The sequence below is a fragment of the Pseudomonas asuensis genome (genome assembly GCF_014646755.1).
GTDB lineage: Bacteria > Pseudomonadota > Gammaproteobacteria > Pseudomonadales > Pseudomonadaceae > Chryseomonas > Chryseomonas asuensis.
This window is the reverse complement of record NZ_BMNW01000001.1, coordinates 836,940-852,554: the sequence shown is the minus strand read 5'-3', so window position 1 is coordinate 852,554 and position 15,615 is coordinate 836,940. Positions and strand designations below refer to the sequence as shown.

Genomic DNA, 15,615 nt, shown 5'->3' with positions numbered 1-15,615 from the left:
TGCATTCATCGTCAAGCACCTATACCCAAAACCCCCAGGCCCAACGGCCCGGGGGTTTTGCTTTGGGCGCAAAAAGGGGCGCAGGTAAGTGCTTTCTTCTGCCAACAGACTGCAGCTGCTTATTTGCTGCCACCAGTCTCTCCGCCTGGCTTGCGGATTAGAGACAGTGCCTGGTTAGCCGAGGCGATGCACTTCTTGGTATCACCTACCTGTTGATGCTTCACGGCTTCCTCATGAAGCTCCTTGATACGTTGCACCTGGACATTGGAGTCTGTTGCAGTAGCTGTAGCCATTGAAGGTGTAGTCTTCATGGAATCATCAATTTTTTGCAGCTGAATAGCGCAAAGATCTTCAGCAAACACTGGGGAAGCCATTATTGCAGTTACAGCGGCGGCTAAGACGGTGCGTTTCATAGACATCTCCTTGAGCATGAATGACGTAAGCAAGTTTCCAAGCTAAATCAAAAAGACTTTGCTGGCTCCATTACAGGGCTAACCAGCCTCATACGAGTGGACTGCTACCAGTCGCTTACGGTTTCATTTATCTTTTAAAGAAATGCATCAAACATATGCATAGAAGTCTTCTTCAACTGCTTATGAATTTAAGCATCTTTAATTATTAGAACGACCAGATCTTTAGGGCCATGTGCTCCATATGCTAGTACCTGCTCTATATCAGCCGTCTTAGATGGTCCTGAAATGAGCAGCGCATTAGTAGGCATGCCTTCTCGCCATTTGTACTTTTCATGGAAGGTATAAAAGTTGTCTTCGATCTTGCTGGCGTGAAGTAGAGCTATATGAAGAGGCGGCACCAGGCTCATCAGACGAGGCTCGTGTTGGTCAGGCCAGAGCACCAAGCTGCCTGTCGCCGTGATAGCACCTAATGTTCCTGTCAAGCTGGCTGGGGTTTCGTTAAATAGATCAGCCTTCCATTGCTCTATAGGGCGGTCATAGGCCTTAAGAGAAGGAAGCTCGGCTTTGCCGTTCCAGTAAGCTTCAAGCTGTCTGCCATGGGGTGTATTAGGCGCTATAAGCAGGCTAGGAATTTGTTTGTCGTGAAGGAGCTGCTCAACCAGCGGAGGCCAATTCTTCTGAGTAGTGATGTGTATTTCGGTGTGAACCGCTTCCATGAGTGTCCGTAATCGATTAATGCGCTCTTCCGGCGCGTAGCTCCATGGTTTGGTTACCAGTGATATGTCGTAGTTATCGTTTATAGGCGTAGAGCCAGCTACGCTTTTCCGAAGCTTATCTAAGATGTTGTTACGAGCATTCATGCCTTGTCCTCCCCTAGATGCTCACGGGCTAATTCATGAAGTGATCGCGATGCAGGCTTTGGGGCTGCATGATGCTTGCTCCAGGGGCCTACATTTCTGGGTGTAACGTTGCGAAGACGCGTGGCAATGTAGGTGAACGACTTGTATAGCGTTGGGGAGGTGTACAGTTTGCGCCAACTTTTCCAAGCCAGCCTTTCACGTGAAGAATATTTACTGCCCTGGCCACGTAGGAGATGTGGCGTGGCTTCAGGTGGTTTGACATTTTCTTCTCGTAACCTACGCAACACCGATGGGATCGGTATCTTGACGGGGCAAACTTCCCCGCAGGCACCGCATAGCGATGAAGCGCTCGGATGGTCTGGAGTGTTTTCAAGCCCAAGCAAGTGTGGCGATATGATCTTTCCAATAGGACCAGGATATACCGTGCCGTAGGCATGCCCCCCAATGCGAGTATAGACCGGACAGTGATTCATACAGGCGCCGCATCGAATGCAGTTTAGGGTCTGCCTTAACTCACCATCGGCAAAGGCCTGGCTGCGTCCATTATCCAAAAGCACGAGATGTACTTCCTGAGGACCATCCAGCTCATGTGATTTGCGGGGGCTGGAAATCATGTTCACATAGGTGGTTATCGGCTGGCCCAATGCTGAGCGTGTCAAGAGTGATAACAGAGGCACTACATCGCGCAAATTTTCTACAACTTTCTCTATGCCAGTAACCGCAATATGTACTGGCGGAACGCTTGTAGACATACGACCGTTCCCTTCGTTTTCTACAAGCAGCAGCGTGCCTGTTTCTGCGACCGCAAAGTTAACACCTGAAATACCGATATCTGCCTCGAAAAATTTTTGCCGTAATACATGGCGGCCAGTTTGAATCAGCTCATCGACATCCGTGGTGTATTCCGTACCCAATGTGTCGCTGAATAGCGAGGCCACTTGGGCGGCATTCATATGAATAGCCGGCATGATGATATGTGAAGGCTTCTGACCAGCCAGTTGAATAATGTATTCACCCATGTCTGATTCAAGACATTCAATACCTTGCTTCTCTAGCACATGGTTCATGTTCATCTCTTCACTGACCATGGATTTTCCCTTGATCAGATGTTTAGCCTTGTGCGCTTCGGCAATCGATTGAACGATTGCATTGGCTTCGTCCACTGTTTCGGCCCAATGAACCTGAATGCCATTGCGTGTCAGGTTGGCTTCCAGCTTTTCGAGAAGGTCAGGCAGTTTGGATAGAGCTCGTGCACGAATGTGATTGCCCATTTCGCGTAGTCGCTCACGCTCATCTGGATCGCTCATGATGGCCAAGCGTTTGGTCATCAGTGAATCCATGGCAACGCGGAAATTACGGCGTAGTTGTTCATCATTGAGTGCTTGCCGAGCTCGTGTTTTGAATGACGGCGTAGGAAGCTCCAAGACGGGAATCCGGGTCATCTGTGTCATGTTCTGTCTCCGGTTCGCTGCCAGATAAAACTGGCAAGGTGCTGGCCACGCAGCGTAGCGTTTTGCTTTTCCAGCGCGCCATTGATATTCATTAGGCAGCCGCAGTCGGCTGTAACGACTTGAGCTGCCCCAGACTCTTGAAGGGCGCGTGTCTTGTCGGCCACCATTGCGCCGGAAATATCTGGCATACGGACCGAAAACGTGCCACCAAAGCCGCAGCACTCGCTCTCATGGTCATGATCTACCCGTTGAACCGCTTCCAATTGAGCGAGCAGGGCTCTGCCATGAAGGTGTGTGTTCATTTCTCGGCGCGCACTGCAGGAGGTATGCAGCGCGACCTTAGTAGGGGCGCCGCGGTCCTTTAGGCCGACTTTACAAACGTTTAGCAGGAACTCGGCTAGTTCATAGGTTCGAGCGGCAAGAGCCTCTATTTGGAGAAGCGTAGCAGGCTCATTTTTGAATAATTCCGAGTAGTGATGGCGGATCATGCCTGCGCATGAACCTGAGACGACAACCAGTGGCCAGTCTTGACGGAACAGTGCCAGTTGAGCACGCGCTACTTCGCGTGCCTCATCGGTGTAGCCAGACGTATAGGCAGGTTGCCCGCAACAACTTTGCCCTTGAGGGAAGTGAACAGTAATGCCTTCACGCTCTAGCAAGCGAATACTATCCATGCCTGCTTCTGGATAAAACAGATCAACGACACAAGTACCGAACAAATAAACATGCTGTGGCTTTTGATCAGGGTATTCCCGTTGAGTGGGAATCGGTGCCGCAATGCGAGTTGCATTAGGCGCTGCGTTATAAAAAAGCTCACTCATTCAGGCTTCTCCGGGTTTGCCCGGTTATCCATCCTGTCGGATGGGGGTTATGGCAATGCCGGAGCAGGCCCGGCACTGGTGTTCTAGCTGCGATCTCTATCCATCAGTGAACGATCATGCCGGTTAGGACATAAGCTTGGACTAATGTAATTAGGCCTACGAGGGTGGCAAAAATCAGACTGTGTTTTAGGGTGAAACGGAATAGGTCGGATTCTTTCCCGACCATGCCAGTGGCCGCGCATGCAACAGCAATTGATTGAGGCGAAATCATTTTGCCTGTTACTCCACCGCTGCTATTGGCTGCAACCAGCAGGACGTCTGACACCCCAATCTGATGGGCGGTCGTGGCTTGCAAGGAGCCGAAGAGTGCATTTGAGGAGGTGTCTGATCCTGTCAGGAAGACGCCGAGCCAGCCAAGAAATGGTGAGAAGAAGGGGAACAGAGCGCCTGTTCCTGCCAGCACCAGTGCTAGTGTCGTCGACATGCCGGAGTAATTGGTTACGAATGCGAAAGCCAGCACCATGCCAATCGACAGAATTGGCCACCGCAATTCCACCAAGGTTTCCTTGAATGTTGACAGTGCTATATCGGGCTTGATCTTTAGGATCGCCATGGAAACAAGTGCTGAAATCAGGATTGCTGTACCCGTGGCGGAAAGAGGATCGAATTTAAAAACAGCCGCTATAGGAGTGGGGTCTGCTGCAATCGGTGCGCTTTTAAGAACCAATTTATCCAGGAAAGGTACTGGAATGTTAATGACTAGGTTGTACAAGGAGCCGCCCGTTGCAAACATGGCCTTGAAAGACTTAAGTGTCCAGACGGTAACCAGGGCGGTTAGGATCAGGAAGGGCGACCAAGCCTTAATGATCTGCCCCAATGTATAAGGCGAGGGCGTACGACTATGTGGGGCTCGGCCAAAGCCAGGCCCTCCGCCTAAGGTTGCTGCTCCGCCTGCACTAACGCCGACTACATCATGAGCAACGGCGTGACGGCCTTGGCGCAGTTTCAGGTAGGCGGTCAACGAGACCATACTAAACAACGCTGAGGTAATGTCTGGTAGCTCGGGACCAATGTAGTTCGACGTGAAATATTGGGAAACGGCAAAACTGCTGCCGCAGACAAGGGCAGCCTGCCAGGTTTCGCGTAGGCCGCGCATACCGTCCATCATGGCCATTAGCCAAAAGGGCACCAGCAGGGAAAGCAGAGGAAGCTGACGTCCGGTCATAGCGCCCAGTTTGAAGGCGTCGATACCCGTAACTTGCCCCGCTACGATGGTTGGGATACCCAGCGCGCCGAATGCAACCGGGGCGGTATTGGCGATCAGGCAAAGCCCGGCAGCTTTAAGTGGATTATGGCCCAGGCCTACTAATAAGGCTGCAGTAATGGCGACAGGCGCGCCGAAGCCTGCAGCACCCTCAAGAAACGCACCAAAGCAGAATCCAATAAGAAGCACCTGCAAGCGCTGGTCATCAGTGATGGAGAGGACTGAGCTGCGAATAACATCGAACTGGCCGCTCTTTACCGTGAGCTTGTAGAGAAACACTGCCGCAACAATGATCCAGGCGATTGGCCACAGCCCATATAGAAAACCATAGCCGGCGGCTGCCAGCGCCTTTGCAATAGGCATCTTGTAAATCGTTATGGCAATAGCAAGCGACAATGCCAGGGTAATAGTTCCGGCAAGGTGGCCTTTCATGCGAAAGACAGCCAACGCGAGAAAGAAAAACACGATAGGAACAAGTGCCGCTGTTGCAGACAGGCCTAAACTGCCAAGCGGTGTGTACAGCTGTTGCCAGGTTTCCATGTAGAGCTCCCTTGATTGTTTTTGTGTAGGGGGCAGTGCTTCCGATAAGCGTATCGGTCTCTTAATGTCAAAATTGGTCATACCAATTTACAATGGCTGACGATTGAGGTTAAAAGTTGCCTGGCAAGTCTGTCAAACCTTGGTTTTTAAGACTTTAGTCTGGATGCGTAAAAGCCCTTTGGCTCAGAATCAAGCCCGCCGCTCTGGCAGGCACATTAGAGGATGGAGATGGGGTTCGATCAGGTACAGCAGCGTCGTTTGTCGGATGGCATCGTTGAGCATATTGAGGCGATGCTTGTTGAGGGCTCGTTGAAAGCAGGTGAGCGGTTACCGGCCGAGCGAGTGCTGGCAGAGCGTTTTGGTGTTTCGCGCCCTTCGCTGCGTGAAGCAATTCAGAAGCTGGTTGCTCGAGGTGTATTAATCAGTCGCCAGGGGGGCGGTACTTACGTTGCCGCTTCTTTCGGTTCCACGTTTAGCGACCCTTTGCTTCAGCTGCTTGAAAGCCGTGAGGAAACGCGACACGACTTGCTGGAGTTCCGTCATATGCTAGAGGGCTCGTGTGCTTATTACGCAGCGCTGCGAGGGACCGAGCTTGACCACCAGCGTCTGACTGAAGCTTTCAGGGTATTGCAGGATTGCTACGCCCGGCCTGAAACAATCTCGCGTTCGGAAGAGGGCGCCGCAGATGCTAGTTTTCATCTGGCCATTGCTGAAGCCAGCCACAACGCTATTTTGCTGCATACCATTCGTGGTCTATTCGATTTGCTCAAGCGCAACGTAGTCACCAATATTGGCGGTATGTACGCACAGCGTAGCGAGACACGAGACATGTTGATGCAGCAGCACCATGATTTATATCAAGCCATTATTGATCGGCGTGCTGACGATGCCCGCGAGATTTCCAGCCGGCACATTCATTATGTGCAAGAAGTACTGGAGGAGGCACAGGAAGAAGCGCAACGCATTGCACGATCACAGCGCCGACAGCAGACGGAAGGCTTTTCAAAAGTATAAAGGGCGCTCGGAGCGCCCCCTATTATTTCTGATCCTTGTACATGGCGCGCTGGATCTCTCGATTCGAGTCGCGCTCTTTCTCTGTCGCGCGCTTGTCGAATTCTTTTTTACCTTTCGCTAATGCGATTTCGCACTTGATCAGGTGTTTTTTCCAGTAAATGGAGAGTGCAACACAGGCGAAGCCTTTCTGTTGTACCGCACCAAATAGCTTGCCTAGCTCCCGTTTGTGCAGGAGCAATTTACGGGTGCGCTGGGGGTCGGCAATGACATGAGTGCTGGCTGTCTGCAAGGGGGTGATGTGGCTACCAAGCAGCCAGGCCTCGCCATCCTTGAGCAGAACGTAACTGTCTGTCAGTTGCGCCTTGCCAGCACGCAGGCTTTTGACTTCCCAGCCGGACAGGGCTAGACCTGCCTCGAAGCGGGTTTCGATAAAGTAATCATGCAGAGCTTTTTTGTTCTGCACGATGGTTCCGGAAGAGATTTTCTTTTGTTTGGCCATAGACGCGCATTATAGGGGAGTCAGTAGGGCAATCGCCATGTGCTTGAGAGGGAGCGGTTAAAGTCGGACAATAGCCAACTTTTTTGGGTACCGATAACTTCAATGGCAAATGATCAGGTTTCGCATGGCGGGTGGGCTAGCCGCTGGGTATTTATATTAGCCGCGACCGGCTCCGCTGTAGGCCTGGGGAGCATCTGGAAGTTCCCTTATATGACAGGGGTTTATGGGGGCGGTGCATTTGTCATCATGTTCCTTGTCTGCATCGCCTTGATTGGCTTGCCTGTCATGTTGGCGGAAACGCTGATTGGACGGCGTGCCCGGCAAAGTCCAGCTAATGCCATGCGTGATCTGGCGATAGCAGCTGCTCGATCTCCACGATGGTCTTGGGCGGCGCTGGCCGGTATGGTCAATGCCTTGCTGATCCTTTCGTTCTACAGCGTCGTCGGTGGTTGGTCGCTTGACTATATTCTTGGTGTCGGCCGTGGTGATTTTCAAGGTGTCGATGGTGCTAAAGCCGGTGCGCTGTTTGGCACGCTGACATCTGACCCTTGGCGAATGACGTTGTGGCACACCTTGTTCATGGTGTTGTCGGCCTGGGTGATTGCCAAGGGTGTGGTGAATGGCCTGGAGAAAGCCTTACGTATCCTGATGCCGCTGTTGTTTGTGCTGTTGCTGCTCCTGCTGGGCTATAGCATGACGACGGGCCATTTTGTGGAAGGGCTACACTTCATGTTCCACTTCGATACCTCGCGGCTCATGGAAGGCTTGCTGCCTGCAATGGGGCATGCGTTCTTTTCGCTGAGCGTGGGTGTCGGGTCGCTTATGATCTACGGTGCTTATATGCCCAAGAGCGCTTCTCTAGGTAAAACCATTGTTGCAGTTGCCTTGCTGGATACGTTTGTTTCGCTCCTGGCAGGTGTCGCACTGTTTCCAATTGTCTTTGCAGCAGGCCTGAACCCCGGCGAAGGTCCGGGGTTGATGTTCGTGACGCTGCCGTTGGCCTTTGGCAGCGTGACAATGGGACAAATCGTTGGCCTGGTATTCTTTGTGCTGGTAGCAATTGCGGCCTGGACCTCTGCGATTTCTCTATTGGAACCTATGGTTGCTTACCTGATTGAGCGGACCCGGTTAAGCCGAGTCTGGATAACGGTTATTCTGGCCTTTATATGCTGGTCGGTTGGGCTGGGCACAGTGCTATCGTTCAATCTATGGGAGCAGGCCAAGTTTTTCGTAAACGAGGGAGGGCACTTTCATTGGTATCAATGGGGCGCTGAAAGCGGTCTGAACTTCTTTGGGGTCATCGACTTTCTAACCTCGCGAATCATGTTGCCACTTGGCGGTCTCTTCTTTGTAGTGTTTGCAGCGTGGGTAATGGGACGTGAGCAGGTTCGAGACGAATTATCGGTGCGCAGCCCGACATTATTTGCTCTGACGCTTTTCCTGATGCGCTACGTTGCCCCGTTAGGCATTCTCATCGTGTTTGCCGCACAGTTTTGGAATTGAGGTACCAATGACTACGCATATACAACGCTCGGCTTTACTGCCTTACCCTGCATCGGCGCTTTATGCGCTGGTGAATGATGTGGAGCGTTATCCTGAGTTTCTGCCTTGGTGCTCGTCTGCCCAGATCCTAGAGCAGGGCGAAAATGAAATGCGTGCAGGATTGACGGTCGCCAAGGGTGGGCTAAGTCAGCAGTTTACGACGCGTAACACTTTGACGCCTGATCAATGCATCATTATGGATCTGGAAAAAGGACCTTTTAGCCAGTTGCATGGCGTTTGGCAGTTCAAGGCGCTGGGTGAAAAGGCCTGCAAGATTTCGCTTGATTTATCGTTCGAGTATCAGGGAGCCCTGATTCGGGCAACCTTGGGGCCTTTATTCAATCAGGCCGCAAATACCATGGTTGATGCGTTCTGCCAGCGGGCCAAGCAGCTGTATGGCTGAGCTGATAAAGATCGAAGTTGCCCTGGCCTTGCCAAGTGATCAGGCGCTGATTGCACTGGAAGTCCCAATGGGCACCACTGTACGTCACGCTGTGAAACTGTCTGGTATGGCCGAGCGCTTTCCTGAAGTGCCTGTTGATACATTGGCTATCGGGCTATTTGGAAGGATTGTCCCTGATCCGGATGTTCGAGTTTTGGAGTCAGGAGACCGAGTCGAGCTTTATCGACCGTTAATCGCTGATCCTAAGGAAGCCCGCAAGCGGCGCGCTGAGTTGGCAAAAGCCAGAAAGGATGGCGCGGCGGGTTAGCATAGCTACAAAGAAGGCCCTCAAATGAAGGCCTTTTTTGTAGGTGTTAATTAAAACTTATAGCCTAGACCAACCATGTAGACCCACGGATCGATGTCGACATCAACCTTGACACGGCCTAAGGCCGAGTCGGCAGTTGCCTTTGTGTCAATATCGGCATACCAGACGGCTGCGTTGAAAAGTAGGTGGTCGGTCAGCTGATAATCCACACCTGCCTGTAACGCATAACCCCAGGAGTTATCCAGGCTCAGATTGCTGAAACCACCGCCTGCTGCAGATTTGCGGCTACTGGTCAGATCCTCGTCGAAGAAAAGAGTGTAGTTGATACCTGCACCTACATACGGCTGAAGGCGCGACTGAGGATTGAGCGGATAATACTGAAGTGACAGGGTTGGCGGCAGCTGCTTGACGTCTGCCAGTTTGCCATCCAGCGCACCTAAACCTTTTACGCCGATCCGGTGGTTGAACGGGGTAGCGGCCAGCAGCTCAATACCTACATGGTCGGTGATCATATAGGCTGCCGCCAAGCCAAGCTGGGTGTCGGAATCCACTGTTGCCTTGGTACCCGCGACCTTGCCACCTGCTGCAGCGGCCGAAATATTGCCGCTGTCTTCATGTGGATCCACTGTGGCCGCGCCGGCACGGATGATGATGTCGCCAGCCTGGTGGGCAAAAGCAACAGGCGAGACAGCGGTGAGGGCCAGCAGGGCGGCAGTTAGGGGCAGCTTACGCATGGTGCACTCCAAAGCATGTGTTTAGTTAGCTAACGACATGTTAAGGATGAGAAGTGCATCATATGTTGACTTGGCTCAATGAAACGCTGATTACAGCGAATAATGTGTCACCTGAGAGGCTTGCATCTGATAGCCCACCTCGGCCATGTCCGTACTGGCCGAGTCGACATGTAGAGTCCCTTCCACCCAGTAGGGAAGATGCAGTTGAGCCAACTCGACGCCTTTAGCCCCTTTGACATAGACAATCTGGTTGGACGGTGGCGGAGGTACGTGGATACAGGCTCCGTAATACGGTACGAGCAGAAACTCGGTAACCTCGCCTTTTTCAGACACCATGATCGGCACGATGTAGCCGGGTAGTTTGATTTCCTGCCCTTCCAGGGCTTTTACCACAGGTGCATTGGGTGACTGCTGCAAAGCAGCTGGCCCGCTCTCATCCAGTGAGCCCTGATGCAGGGGAATCGGTGGTGGAGGAGGTGGTGCGCCTTCCGGGATCAACTCTCCCCATGAAAGCGTGCGAGGCGCTGCCCAGATTGGTGAAGTAAACAACAAGGCAAGCACCAGCAGCACTCGATACATGGACCCTCCGGTCTTTAACATTACAGGCGAACGGACAGGCCGTCAGCCAGGGATTGACGGTAAGCGCGCCAAGCAGGAACACAGCCCATCAGCAGCGCGGCGATCAGGATGCCGCCAAGTAACGTCCACTCATAACGGGACGGCCATTCCAGAGGCAGATACAGGCCATAGTAAGCTTGTACGGGGGCTTGTGCGATAGCAATAGCCACATAGAGAAGTGCAAGCCCGGACACCACGCCTGCCAATGCCAGCGCAAACGCCTCTGCTACCAGCAAGCTGAAGATATGCCATGGGCGGGCACCTACCGAACGCAGAATGGCCATCTCCCGGCGCCGTTCGTTAAGGCTGGTCAGAATAGCAGTCAGCATACCGATCAGACCGGTGAGAACAACAAACAGTGATACGATAAATAGCGCTTGCTCAGCGGTGCCCATCAGGCTCCAGAGTTCTTGAAGAGCTACGCCCGGCAAGATTGCCATCAGCGGCTCTCCACGATATTCATTGATGGCACGCTGAAGCCCGAAGGTGGCAACTTTGCTGTTGAGGCCGAGCAGCACGGCGGTAATCGCCTTGGGTGTCAAATCCAGCTGACGGGCCTGCTCTGCGCTGATCTTGCCTTCGCCCCGGGCTGGCGCACCGTTCTGCCAGTCCACATGCAGAGCTTCCATGCCCTCAAGGGAAATATGCAGCGTTCGGTCTACAGGCGTACCTGTTCGCGCAAGTATGCCAACTACGGTAAAAGGTTTGTCGCCATGCTCGACTAGGCTGATAGTGCTGACGCCGTGGGCCAGGACGATATGGTCACCCAGTTTGTAATGTAGGGCCTCTGCTACCTCGGCACCAAGCACCACATCATAGATATCCTCGAAAGGCTTGCCCTCGCTCAGCTTTAACGCCTGATTGCGACCGTAGTGATAATGCTCGAAATAGGCCTGATTGGTACCTAGCACGCGATAGCCACGATGAGAGTCGCCCAGCGAAAGCGGAATGGCCCATTTGACCTTAGGGTTCTCGGCAAGCTGGGTATAGCTGTCCCAGCGGATATTGTTGGTGGCATTGCCAATGCGAAACACCGAATACAAGAGCAGGTTGACCGAGCCAGAGCGTGCCCCGACAACAAGGTCTGTTCCGGAAATGGTACTGGCAAAGCTGGCTTTGGCTTCGGTTCTAACGCGCTCGACTGCCAGTAGAAGGCAGGCCGATAAGGCAATGGCTAAAACGGTTAGAAAGGCAGTAAAGCGGCGATTGGAAAGGCTGGCAAGGGCCAGTCGAAACAAGTACATCTCACACCTCTGCCGGGCGCGCGGCGCGGTTGAGTTCAAGCAGGGATAGGCTACGGTCAAAAAGCGAAGCCAGGCCTTGGTCATGACTGACAAAGAGAAGGCTTGAGCCAGCGGCGCGGCATTCGGCAAACAAAAGATTCAAGAAGGCTTCGCGTGTATCGGCATCGAGTGCAGAAGTGGGTTCATCAGCAATGACAAGCTCGGGCTGGCCTATCAATGCGCGCGCGGCGGCTACACGCTGCTGTTGCCCAATGGACAGGACGCCTGCGCGGCGCTCCCCTAAAGCACGCTCGCCCAGGCCCAGCGCAGAAAGCAAGGCGCGCGCTGCTTCTGCCTGACTGCCGTGGCGCTCCTTGGCACGCTGTGAGCGCAGAGCCGAGAAGTGACAGGGCAGTTCGACATTTTCCTGAACGGATAAAAAGGGCAGAAGGTTGAACTGCTGAAAAATATAGCCTGTGTGGTCTACACGGAAGTGATCACGGCGCGCTGCCGACAGGGTTGTAAGATCCTGCTCCAGCAGTCTGACCATACCACGGCTTGGCTTGTTTACGCCGCCGAGCAGACCCAGCAGTGTTGTCTTGCCGCTACCGGAAGGACCCTTTAGAAACAAGGTCTCTCCGCGCTGTAGCTGAAAGTGTGGAATGTCCAGTAGCTCCGGTTGACCGGGCCAGGCGAAGCCCAGGTCGTTGAGTTCGATCAATACGCTCATGGTGGCCTTGGCATAAGAAGAACAGGTAGCCAAAGAAGGCTACCCGTCGTAAGGAGAGTGGTTATAGCGCGAGGCGAGTTTGGGTGGGCGTCAGCTCTTCACCCTTCTGGCCTTGAGCGGTAATGGCCTGAACATTGACCTTGTGCGTGGCTGGGAATTGCTTGAACAGGCCAGCAAGATCCAGCGCCGTCAGCGCCTTTGGGTTTTCGCAGGTCAAGGTATAGTCAGCGTCAATATCACTGTGAGCATGTTCGTGGTCATGCTCACTCTTGGCATGGCTGCCATGGGCCTGATTATCATGCCCGTGGTCATGATGTTCTTCAGCGCCACCAAACAGAGGGCTGTCCAGGTCGGTCTTGCTGACTTTGCAGCCTGCAGCCGCTGGAATGCCGAATAGGGTTATAGGGTTGGCCAGTTGTTGCTTGGCCATTTCGACAGCTTTTTTATCCTGATCCGATTGGGCCTTATGCTCGAAGCCCACCAGGTTCATGGCAGGGCTGTGCAGCTCCAGCTCCAATGAGTTGTTATCCAGTGCAACGTTGAGCTGTGCGACTCCATGTTCATGGGCGCCCAGGCTTCCATGTGCATGATCATGCTCGTCATGGGCATAGGCAACAGTAAGGGGCAGTACGGCAAACGGCAGGGCAAGCAGCAACGAACGCATAGTCAGCTCCATTGATGGATTTGATTATATGTTATGTCGTAACAAAACATGGCCGCAATAGGAATGCCCTTAACCTGAGCACATGGCATGATGAGGGAGGACTCAGGAAAGGCGATAAACGATGATTCGTATCCAAGGGAAAATAGGCGCTTGGCCAGTAGATCTGACAATTGAGCTGGAGCCAGAGGACTGGAGTCGTCTGGCGGAGGGGCTGGCTCATACAGCGCCCGCTCAGCCCAAGGAAACTGCGCCGGTTACCAGGGCCCATAGTGATCCCTTGTGGGAGTCAGTACTTGCACTGGTCCAACAGGAGCAGCGTATCGAAGGGCCCCATCTTTTGAGCCTATTGGAAAAGTTGGCAGGCAACGTGGGTTCAGCCAAGCAGTTGATCGTACGGCTGCGGCACAATCCAAATATTCGGATTGAAAAAACAAATGAGGCGCAAGTCTTTGTATGGGTAGGCGCTGGCCAGAAGCCAACGCCCAGCGGCAATCAGTAAAGCGCCTGATAAAGACGGCGACGGTAGGTCGCAACCAGCGGATGCTCATTACCAAGCAGATCGAACACCTGCACCATGGTCTTGCGAGGTAAATCCTCGCCATAGGAGCGATTGCGCATGAACAGCTTGAGCAGGGCTTCCAGGGCAGCCTCATATTGCTGACGCGCTAACTGCTGAATGGCGAGTTGGTAAGTTGCCTCATCATCGGAAGGATTCTGCGCCAGACGGGCCTTCAGGTCTGCTGTGTCGGGCAGGCTGGCAGCCTGGCGCAGGAAGGTCAGCTGTGCTTTTGCACCTGCCAGTGCCTGCTTGTGATCATCACCTGTGACCGCCCCTAGTACGGTTTCAGCTTCGTCCAGCTCGCCGCGCTCAGCAAGGCAACGCGCATAGAGGATCAGGGCGGGGGCATTGGTATTGTCTTCACTCAATAACTGCTTGAGGACGGCCTCGGCTTCTCCCGCTCGACCTTCATTAAACAGCAGTTGCGCGGCTTCCAGCGGGTTGTCGCTTTCAGGCGCAGGTGCCTGTACGTGCGGCTCCAGCATAGCGCGAACGGCAGATTCAGGCTGTGCGCCTGCAAAACCGTCGACGGGTTGGCCGTCTTTGAACAGGACAACCGTAGGCAGGCTGCGAATGCCGAAACGCATCACCAGCTCCTGCTCGATGTCGCAATTGACCTTGGCCAGATGCAGAGCACCGCCAAAGGACTCGGTAATGCTGGCCAGCATGGGCATGAGTACTTTACAGGGAGCGCACCACTCGGCCCAAAAATCGACCAGTACGGGCGTGTTGAATGACTGCTCTATAACCTTCTGTTCGAAGTTCTCAAGCGTCGCATCAAAAATGTAGGGCGTGTCCTGGCTCATAGACAGACTCGGATAACGAAAAGATGGAACTATATGTGGAGACGCGCCTGCCGAAAACAACCTTCAGCGGGCACGTTGTGCGTGGTAGAGGTTAACCCACCTGAATTCGGCCGGTTCGGCAAGGTCTGGCCAAGTGCAGGCCTCTCTTGTAGCCAGGGCGGTATAGTTCGGGTGATCGAAGTTCTTAACGCGAGAGTCTGCGACCAATACCTCTTCGCCACGACTCAAAAAGTTGTCCAGTAAAGGAAGGTTGGCGCGGTCATACAGTATGTCTGCCACGATGATCAGGTCGAACTGATCGGTCTCGGCAAAGAAGTCATCTGAATACTCAAGTATCACTTGATTTAAGTCCGCGTTTGCCCGGCATGCCGCCAGCGCCAATGGATCGCAGTCACAGGCCACTACTTGTGCCGCACCAGCCTTGGCGGCGGCAATTGCAGCTACCCCTGAGCCGCTGCCAAAATCAAGAACGCGCTTTTCCTGTACCCATTCCGGCTGCTCGGCGAGCCAATGTGCCAGGACCAGCCCGCTGGCCCAGCAAAAGCTCCAGTAGGGCGGGGCGTTCAATAGGCGCTGGGTTTCTTCGGGTGAAAAGGCTCGCTCCATATTGGAGGGATCTACCAGCCAGAGTGAGATATCGCATTCTGGCAATGACTGAATACTCAACTCGGCATCACCCAGCAAGTCTTGCAAAGCTGTCTGCAGGGATGCCGGCGGCATCATGGCTTCTGATCCAGTACTAATTCGCCCAGTACCTGATTGCTAGGCTGGCTGATAGTAACTGGGTCCAGGTAGCAGACCAGCTGGCCGGACTGGCTGACGCGAGCATGTAGCTCGACCTTTGCATTCTGAGGGAATATTTCGGGATTAAACGGCAGGCGGAATGCCAAAGCCTTACCGTTACCCGTCAGTGTTTCGCTGGCTAGAAGCCGCTGTGGGCGATCCTGGCTGTCAATAACCAGCATGGCGACTTCAACCTGGGCACCTGATGCAATGGCGCCATCGGGCGTTCTTAGGGTTCCAGAGACCTCACGCAGATTGCCAGGGCGCGGTGCACCGGCAACCGGCTCGGGCTCCTTGGCAGGCTCAGCCGGCGCAACAGGCTTTTCAGAGCAGCCTGCAAGTAGGCTGATCAACAACACGGGCAACAGCGGGCGCAACGACATG

Annotated in this window: 19 protein-coding genes; 5 read left to right on the top strand and 14 right to left on the bottom strand. The window is 53.6% G+C overall.

The window, feature by feature from the left end:
• Window positions 1-119: 119 nt before the first annotated feature.
• From IEX86_RS03920 to IEX86_RS03900, 5 genes are all read right to left on the bottom strand, one after another.
• Window positions 120-413: a PA2433 domain-containing protein gene (locus tag IEX86_RS03920; protein ID WP_188864732.1), complete on the bottom strand. Its 294-nt coding sequence runs from the start codon at window positions 411-413 to the stop codon at window positions 120-122.
• A gap of 188 nt (window positions 414-601) precedes the next feature.
• Window positions 602-1,273 carry a LutC/YkgG family protein gene (locus IEX86_RS03915; RefSeq protein WP_188864731.1) on the bottom strand — a complete coding sequence of 224 codons (672 nt, stop codon included), beginning with the start codon at window positions 1,271-1,273 and terminating at the stop codon, window positions 602-604.
• Entirely contained in the window at window positions 1,270-2,724 is a 1,455-nt protein-coding gene (locus IEX86_RS03910) for a LutB/LldF family L-lactate oxidation iron-sulfur protein (RefSeq protein ID WP_188864730.1), read from the bottom strand. The genes IEX86_RS03915 and IEX86_RS03910 overlap by 4 nt, the downstream gene beginning before the upstream one ends.
• Window positions 2,721-3,545 carry a (Fe-S)-binding protein gene (locus tag IEX86_RS03905; RefSeq protein ID WP_188864729.1) on the bottom strand — a complete coding sequence of 275 codons (825 nt, stop codon included), beginning with the start codon at window positions 3,543-3,545 and terminating at the stop codon, window positions 2,721-2,723. Before IEX86_RS03905 ends, IEX86_RS03910 begins: the two co-directional genes overlap by 4 nt.
• A gap of 103 nt (window positions 3,546-3,648) precedes the next feature.
• A complete protein-coding gene (locus IEX86_RS03900; RefSeq protein WP_188864728.1) occupies window positions 3,649-5,349 on the bottom strand; it encodes a lactate permease LctP family transporter in 1,701 nt (566 codons plus the stop codon).
• A gap of 228 nt (window positions 5,350-5,577) precedes the next feature.
• Between IEX86_RS03900 and IEX86_RS03895 the strand changes: the two genes are divergently transcribed.
• Window positions 5,578-6,363 (top strand): GntR family transcriptional regulator, encoded by a 786-nt coding sequence (locus IEX86_RS03895; protein WP_188864727.1) that lies wholly within the window; start codon window positions 5,578-5,580, stop codon window positions 6,361-6,363.
• 22 nt (window positions 6,364-6,385) lie between these two features.
• Here IEX86_RS03895 and smpB read toward each other — a convergent pair whose 3' ends face one another.
• The gene (gene smpB / locus IEX86_RS03890; protein ID WP_188864726.1) at window positions 6,386-6,862 is read right to left on the bottom strand and encodes an SsrA-binding protein SmpB; all 477 of its coding nucleotides are present in this window, start codon (window positions 6,860-6,862) and stop codon (window positions 6,386-6,388) included.
• 102 nt (window positions 6,863-6,964) lie between these two features.
• Between smpB and IEX86_RS03885 the strand changes: the two genes are divergently transcribed.
• From IEX86_RS03885 to IEX86_RS03875, 3 genes are read left to right on the top strand one after another with little or no spacing between them, the layout of a single operon-like run.
• Window positions 6,965-8,365, top strand: coding sequence for a sodium-dependent transporter (locus tag IEX86_RS03885; protein WP_188864725.1), 1,401 nt, complete (start codon window positions 6,965-6,967; stop codon window positions 8,363-8,365).
• Between the two features lie 7 nt (window positions 8,366-8,372).
• Window positions 8,373-8,807: a type II toxin-antitoxin system RatA family toxin gene (locus tag IEX86_RS03880; RefSeq protein WP_188864724.1), complete on the top strand. Its 435-nt coding sequence runs from the start codon at window positions 8,373-8,375 to the stop codon at window positions 8,805-8,807.
• A complete protein-coding gene (locus tag IEX86_RS03875) occupies window positions 8,800-9,114 on the top strand; it encodes an RnfH family protein (protein ID WP_188864723.1) in 315 nt (104 codons plus the stop codon). Before IEX86_RS03880 ends, IEX86_RS03875 begins: the two co-directional genes overlap by 8 nt.
• A 50-nt stretch (window positions 9,115-9,164) precedes the next feature.
• On the opposite strand, the gene IEX86_RS03870 is transcribed toward IEX86_RS03875, so the two are convergent.
• From IEX86_RS03870 to IEX86_RS03850, 5 genes are all read right to left on the bottom strand, one after another.
• Complete coding sequence (locus IEX86_RS03870) at window positions 9,165-9,848, bottom strand: OmpW/AlkL family protein (protein ID WP_188864722.1); 684 nt, start codon at window positions 9,846-9,848, stop codon at window positions 9,165-9,167.
• 90 nt (window positions 9,849-9,938) lie between these two features.
• Entirely contained in the window at window positions 9,939-10,427 is a 489-nt protein-coding gene (locus IEX86_RS03865; RefSeq protein WP_373290383.1) for a DUF3299 domain-containing protein, read from the bottom strand.
• A gap of 20 nt (window positions 10,428-10,447) precedes the next feature.
• Window positions 10,448-11,710, bottom strand: a complete 1,263-nt coding sequence (locus IEX86_RS03860) for an ABC transporter permease (protein ID WP_188864720.1) — start codon at window positions 11,708-11,710, stop codon at window positions 10,448-10,450.
• Window position 11,711: 1 nt separating this feature from the next.
• Window positions 11,712-12,419, bottom strand: coding sequence for an ABC transporter ATP-binding protein (locus IEX86_RS03855; RefSeq protein ID WP_188864790.1), 708 nt, complete (start codon window positions 12,417-12,419; stop codon window positions 11,712-11,714).
• 61 nt (window positions 12,420-12,480) lie between these two features.
• On the bottom strand, window positions 12,481-13,083 hold the full coding sequence (locus IEX86_RS03850; RefSeq protein ID WP_188864719.1) for a DUF2796 domain-containing protein: 603 nt from the start codon (window positions 13,081-13,083) through the stop codon (window positions 12,481-12,483).
• A 121-nt stretch (window positions 13,084-13,204) separates the two neighbouring features.
• Here IEX86_RS03850 and IEX86_RS03845 point away from each other — a divergent pair, with 121 nt between their 5' ends.
• Window positions 13,205-13,582 carry a hypothetical protein gene (locus tag IEX86_RS03845; protein WP_188864718.1) on the top strand — a complete coding sequence of 126 codons (378 nt, stop codon included), beginning with the start codon at window positions 13,205-13,207 and terminating at the stop codon, window positions 13,580-13,582.
• Here IEX86_RS03845 and trxA read toward each other — a convergent pair.
• From trxA to IEX86_RS03830, 3 genes are all read right to left on the bottom strand, one after another.
• Window positions 13,576-14,448 (bottom strand): thioredoxin, encoded by an 873-nt coding sequence (trxA, locus tag IEX86_RS03840; protein WP_188864717.1) that lies wholly within the window; start codon window positions 14,446-14,448, stop codon window positions 13,576-13,578. The two genes, IEX86_RS03845 and trxA, sit on opposite strands and share 7 nt — an antisense overlap.
• Before the next feature lie 63 nt (window positions 14,449-14,511).
• The gene (locus tag IEX86_RS03835) at window positions 14,512-15,171 is read right to left on the bottom strand and encodes a class I SAM-dependent methyltransferase (protein WP_188864716.1); all 660 of its coding nucleotides are present in this window, start codon (window positions 15,169-15,171) and stop codon (window positions 14,512-14,514) included.
• On the bottom strand, window positions 15,168-15,614 hold the full coding sequence (locus tag IEX86_RS03830) for a YbaY family lipoprotein (RefSeq protein WP_188864715.1): 447 nt from the start codon (window positions 15,612-15,614) through the stop codon (window positions 15,168-15,170). The genes IEX86_RS03835 and IEX86_RS03830 overlap by 4 nt, the downstream gene beginning before the upstream one ends.
• Window position 15,615 lies beyond the last annotated feature (1 nt).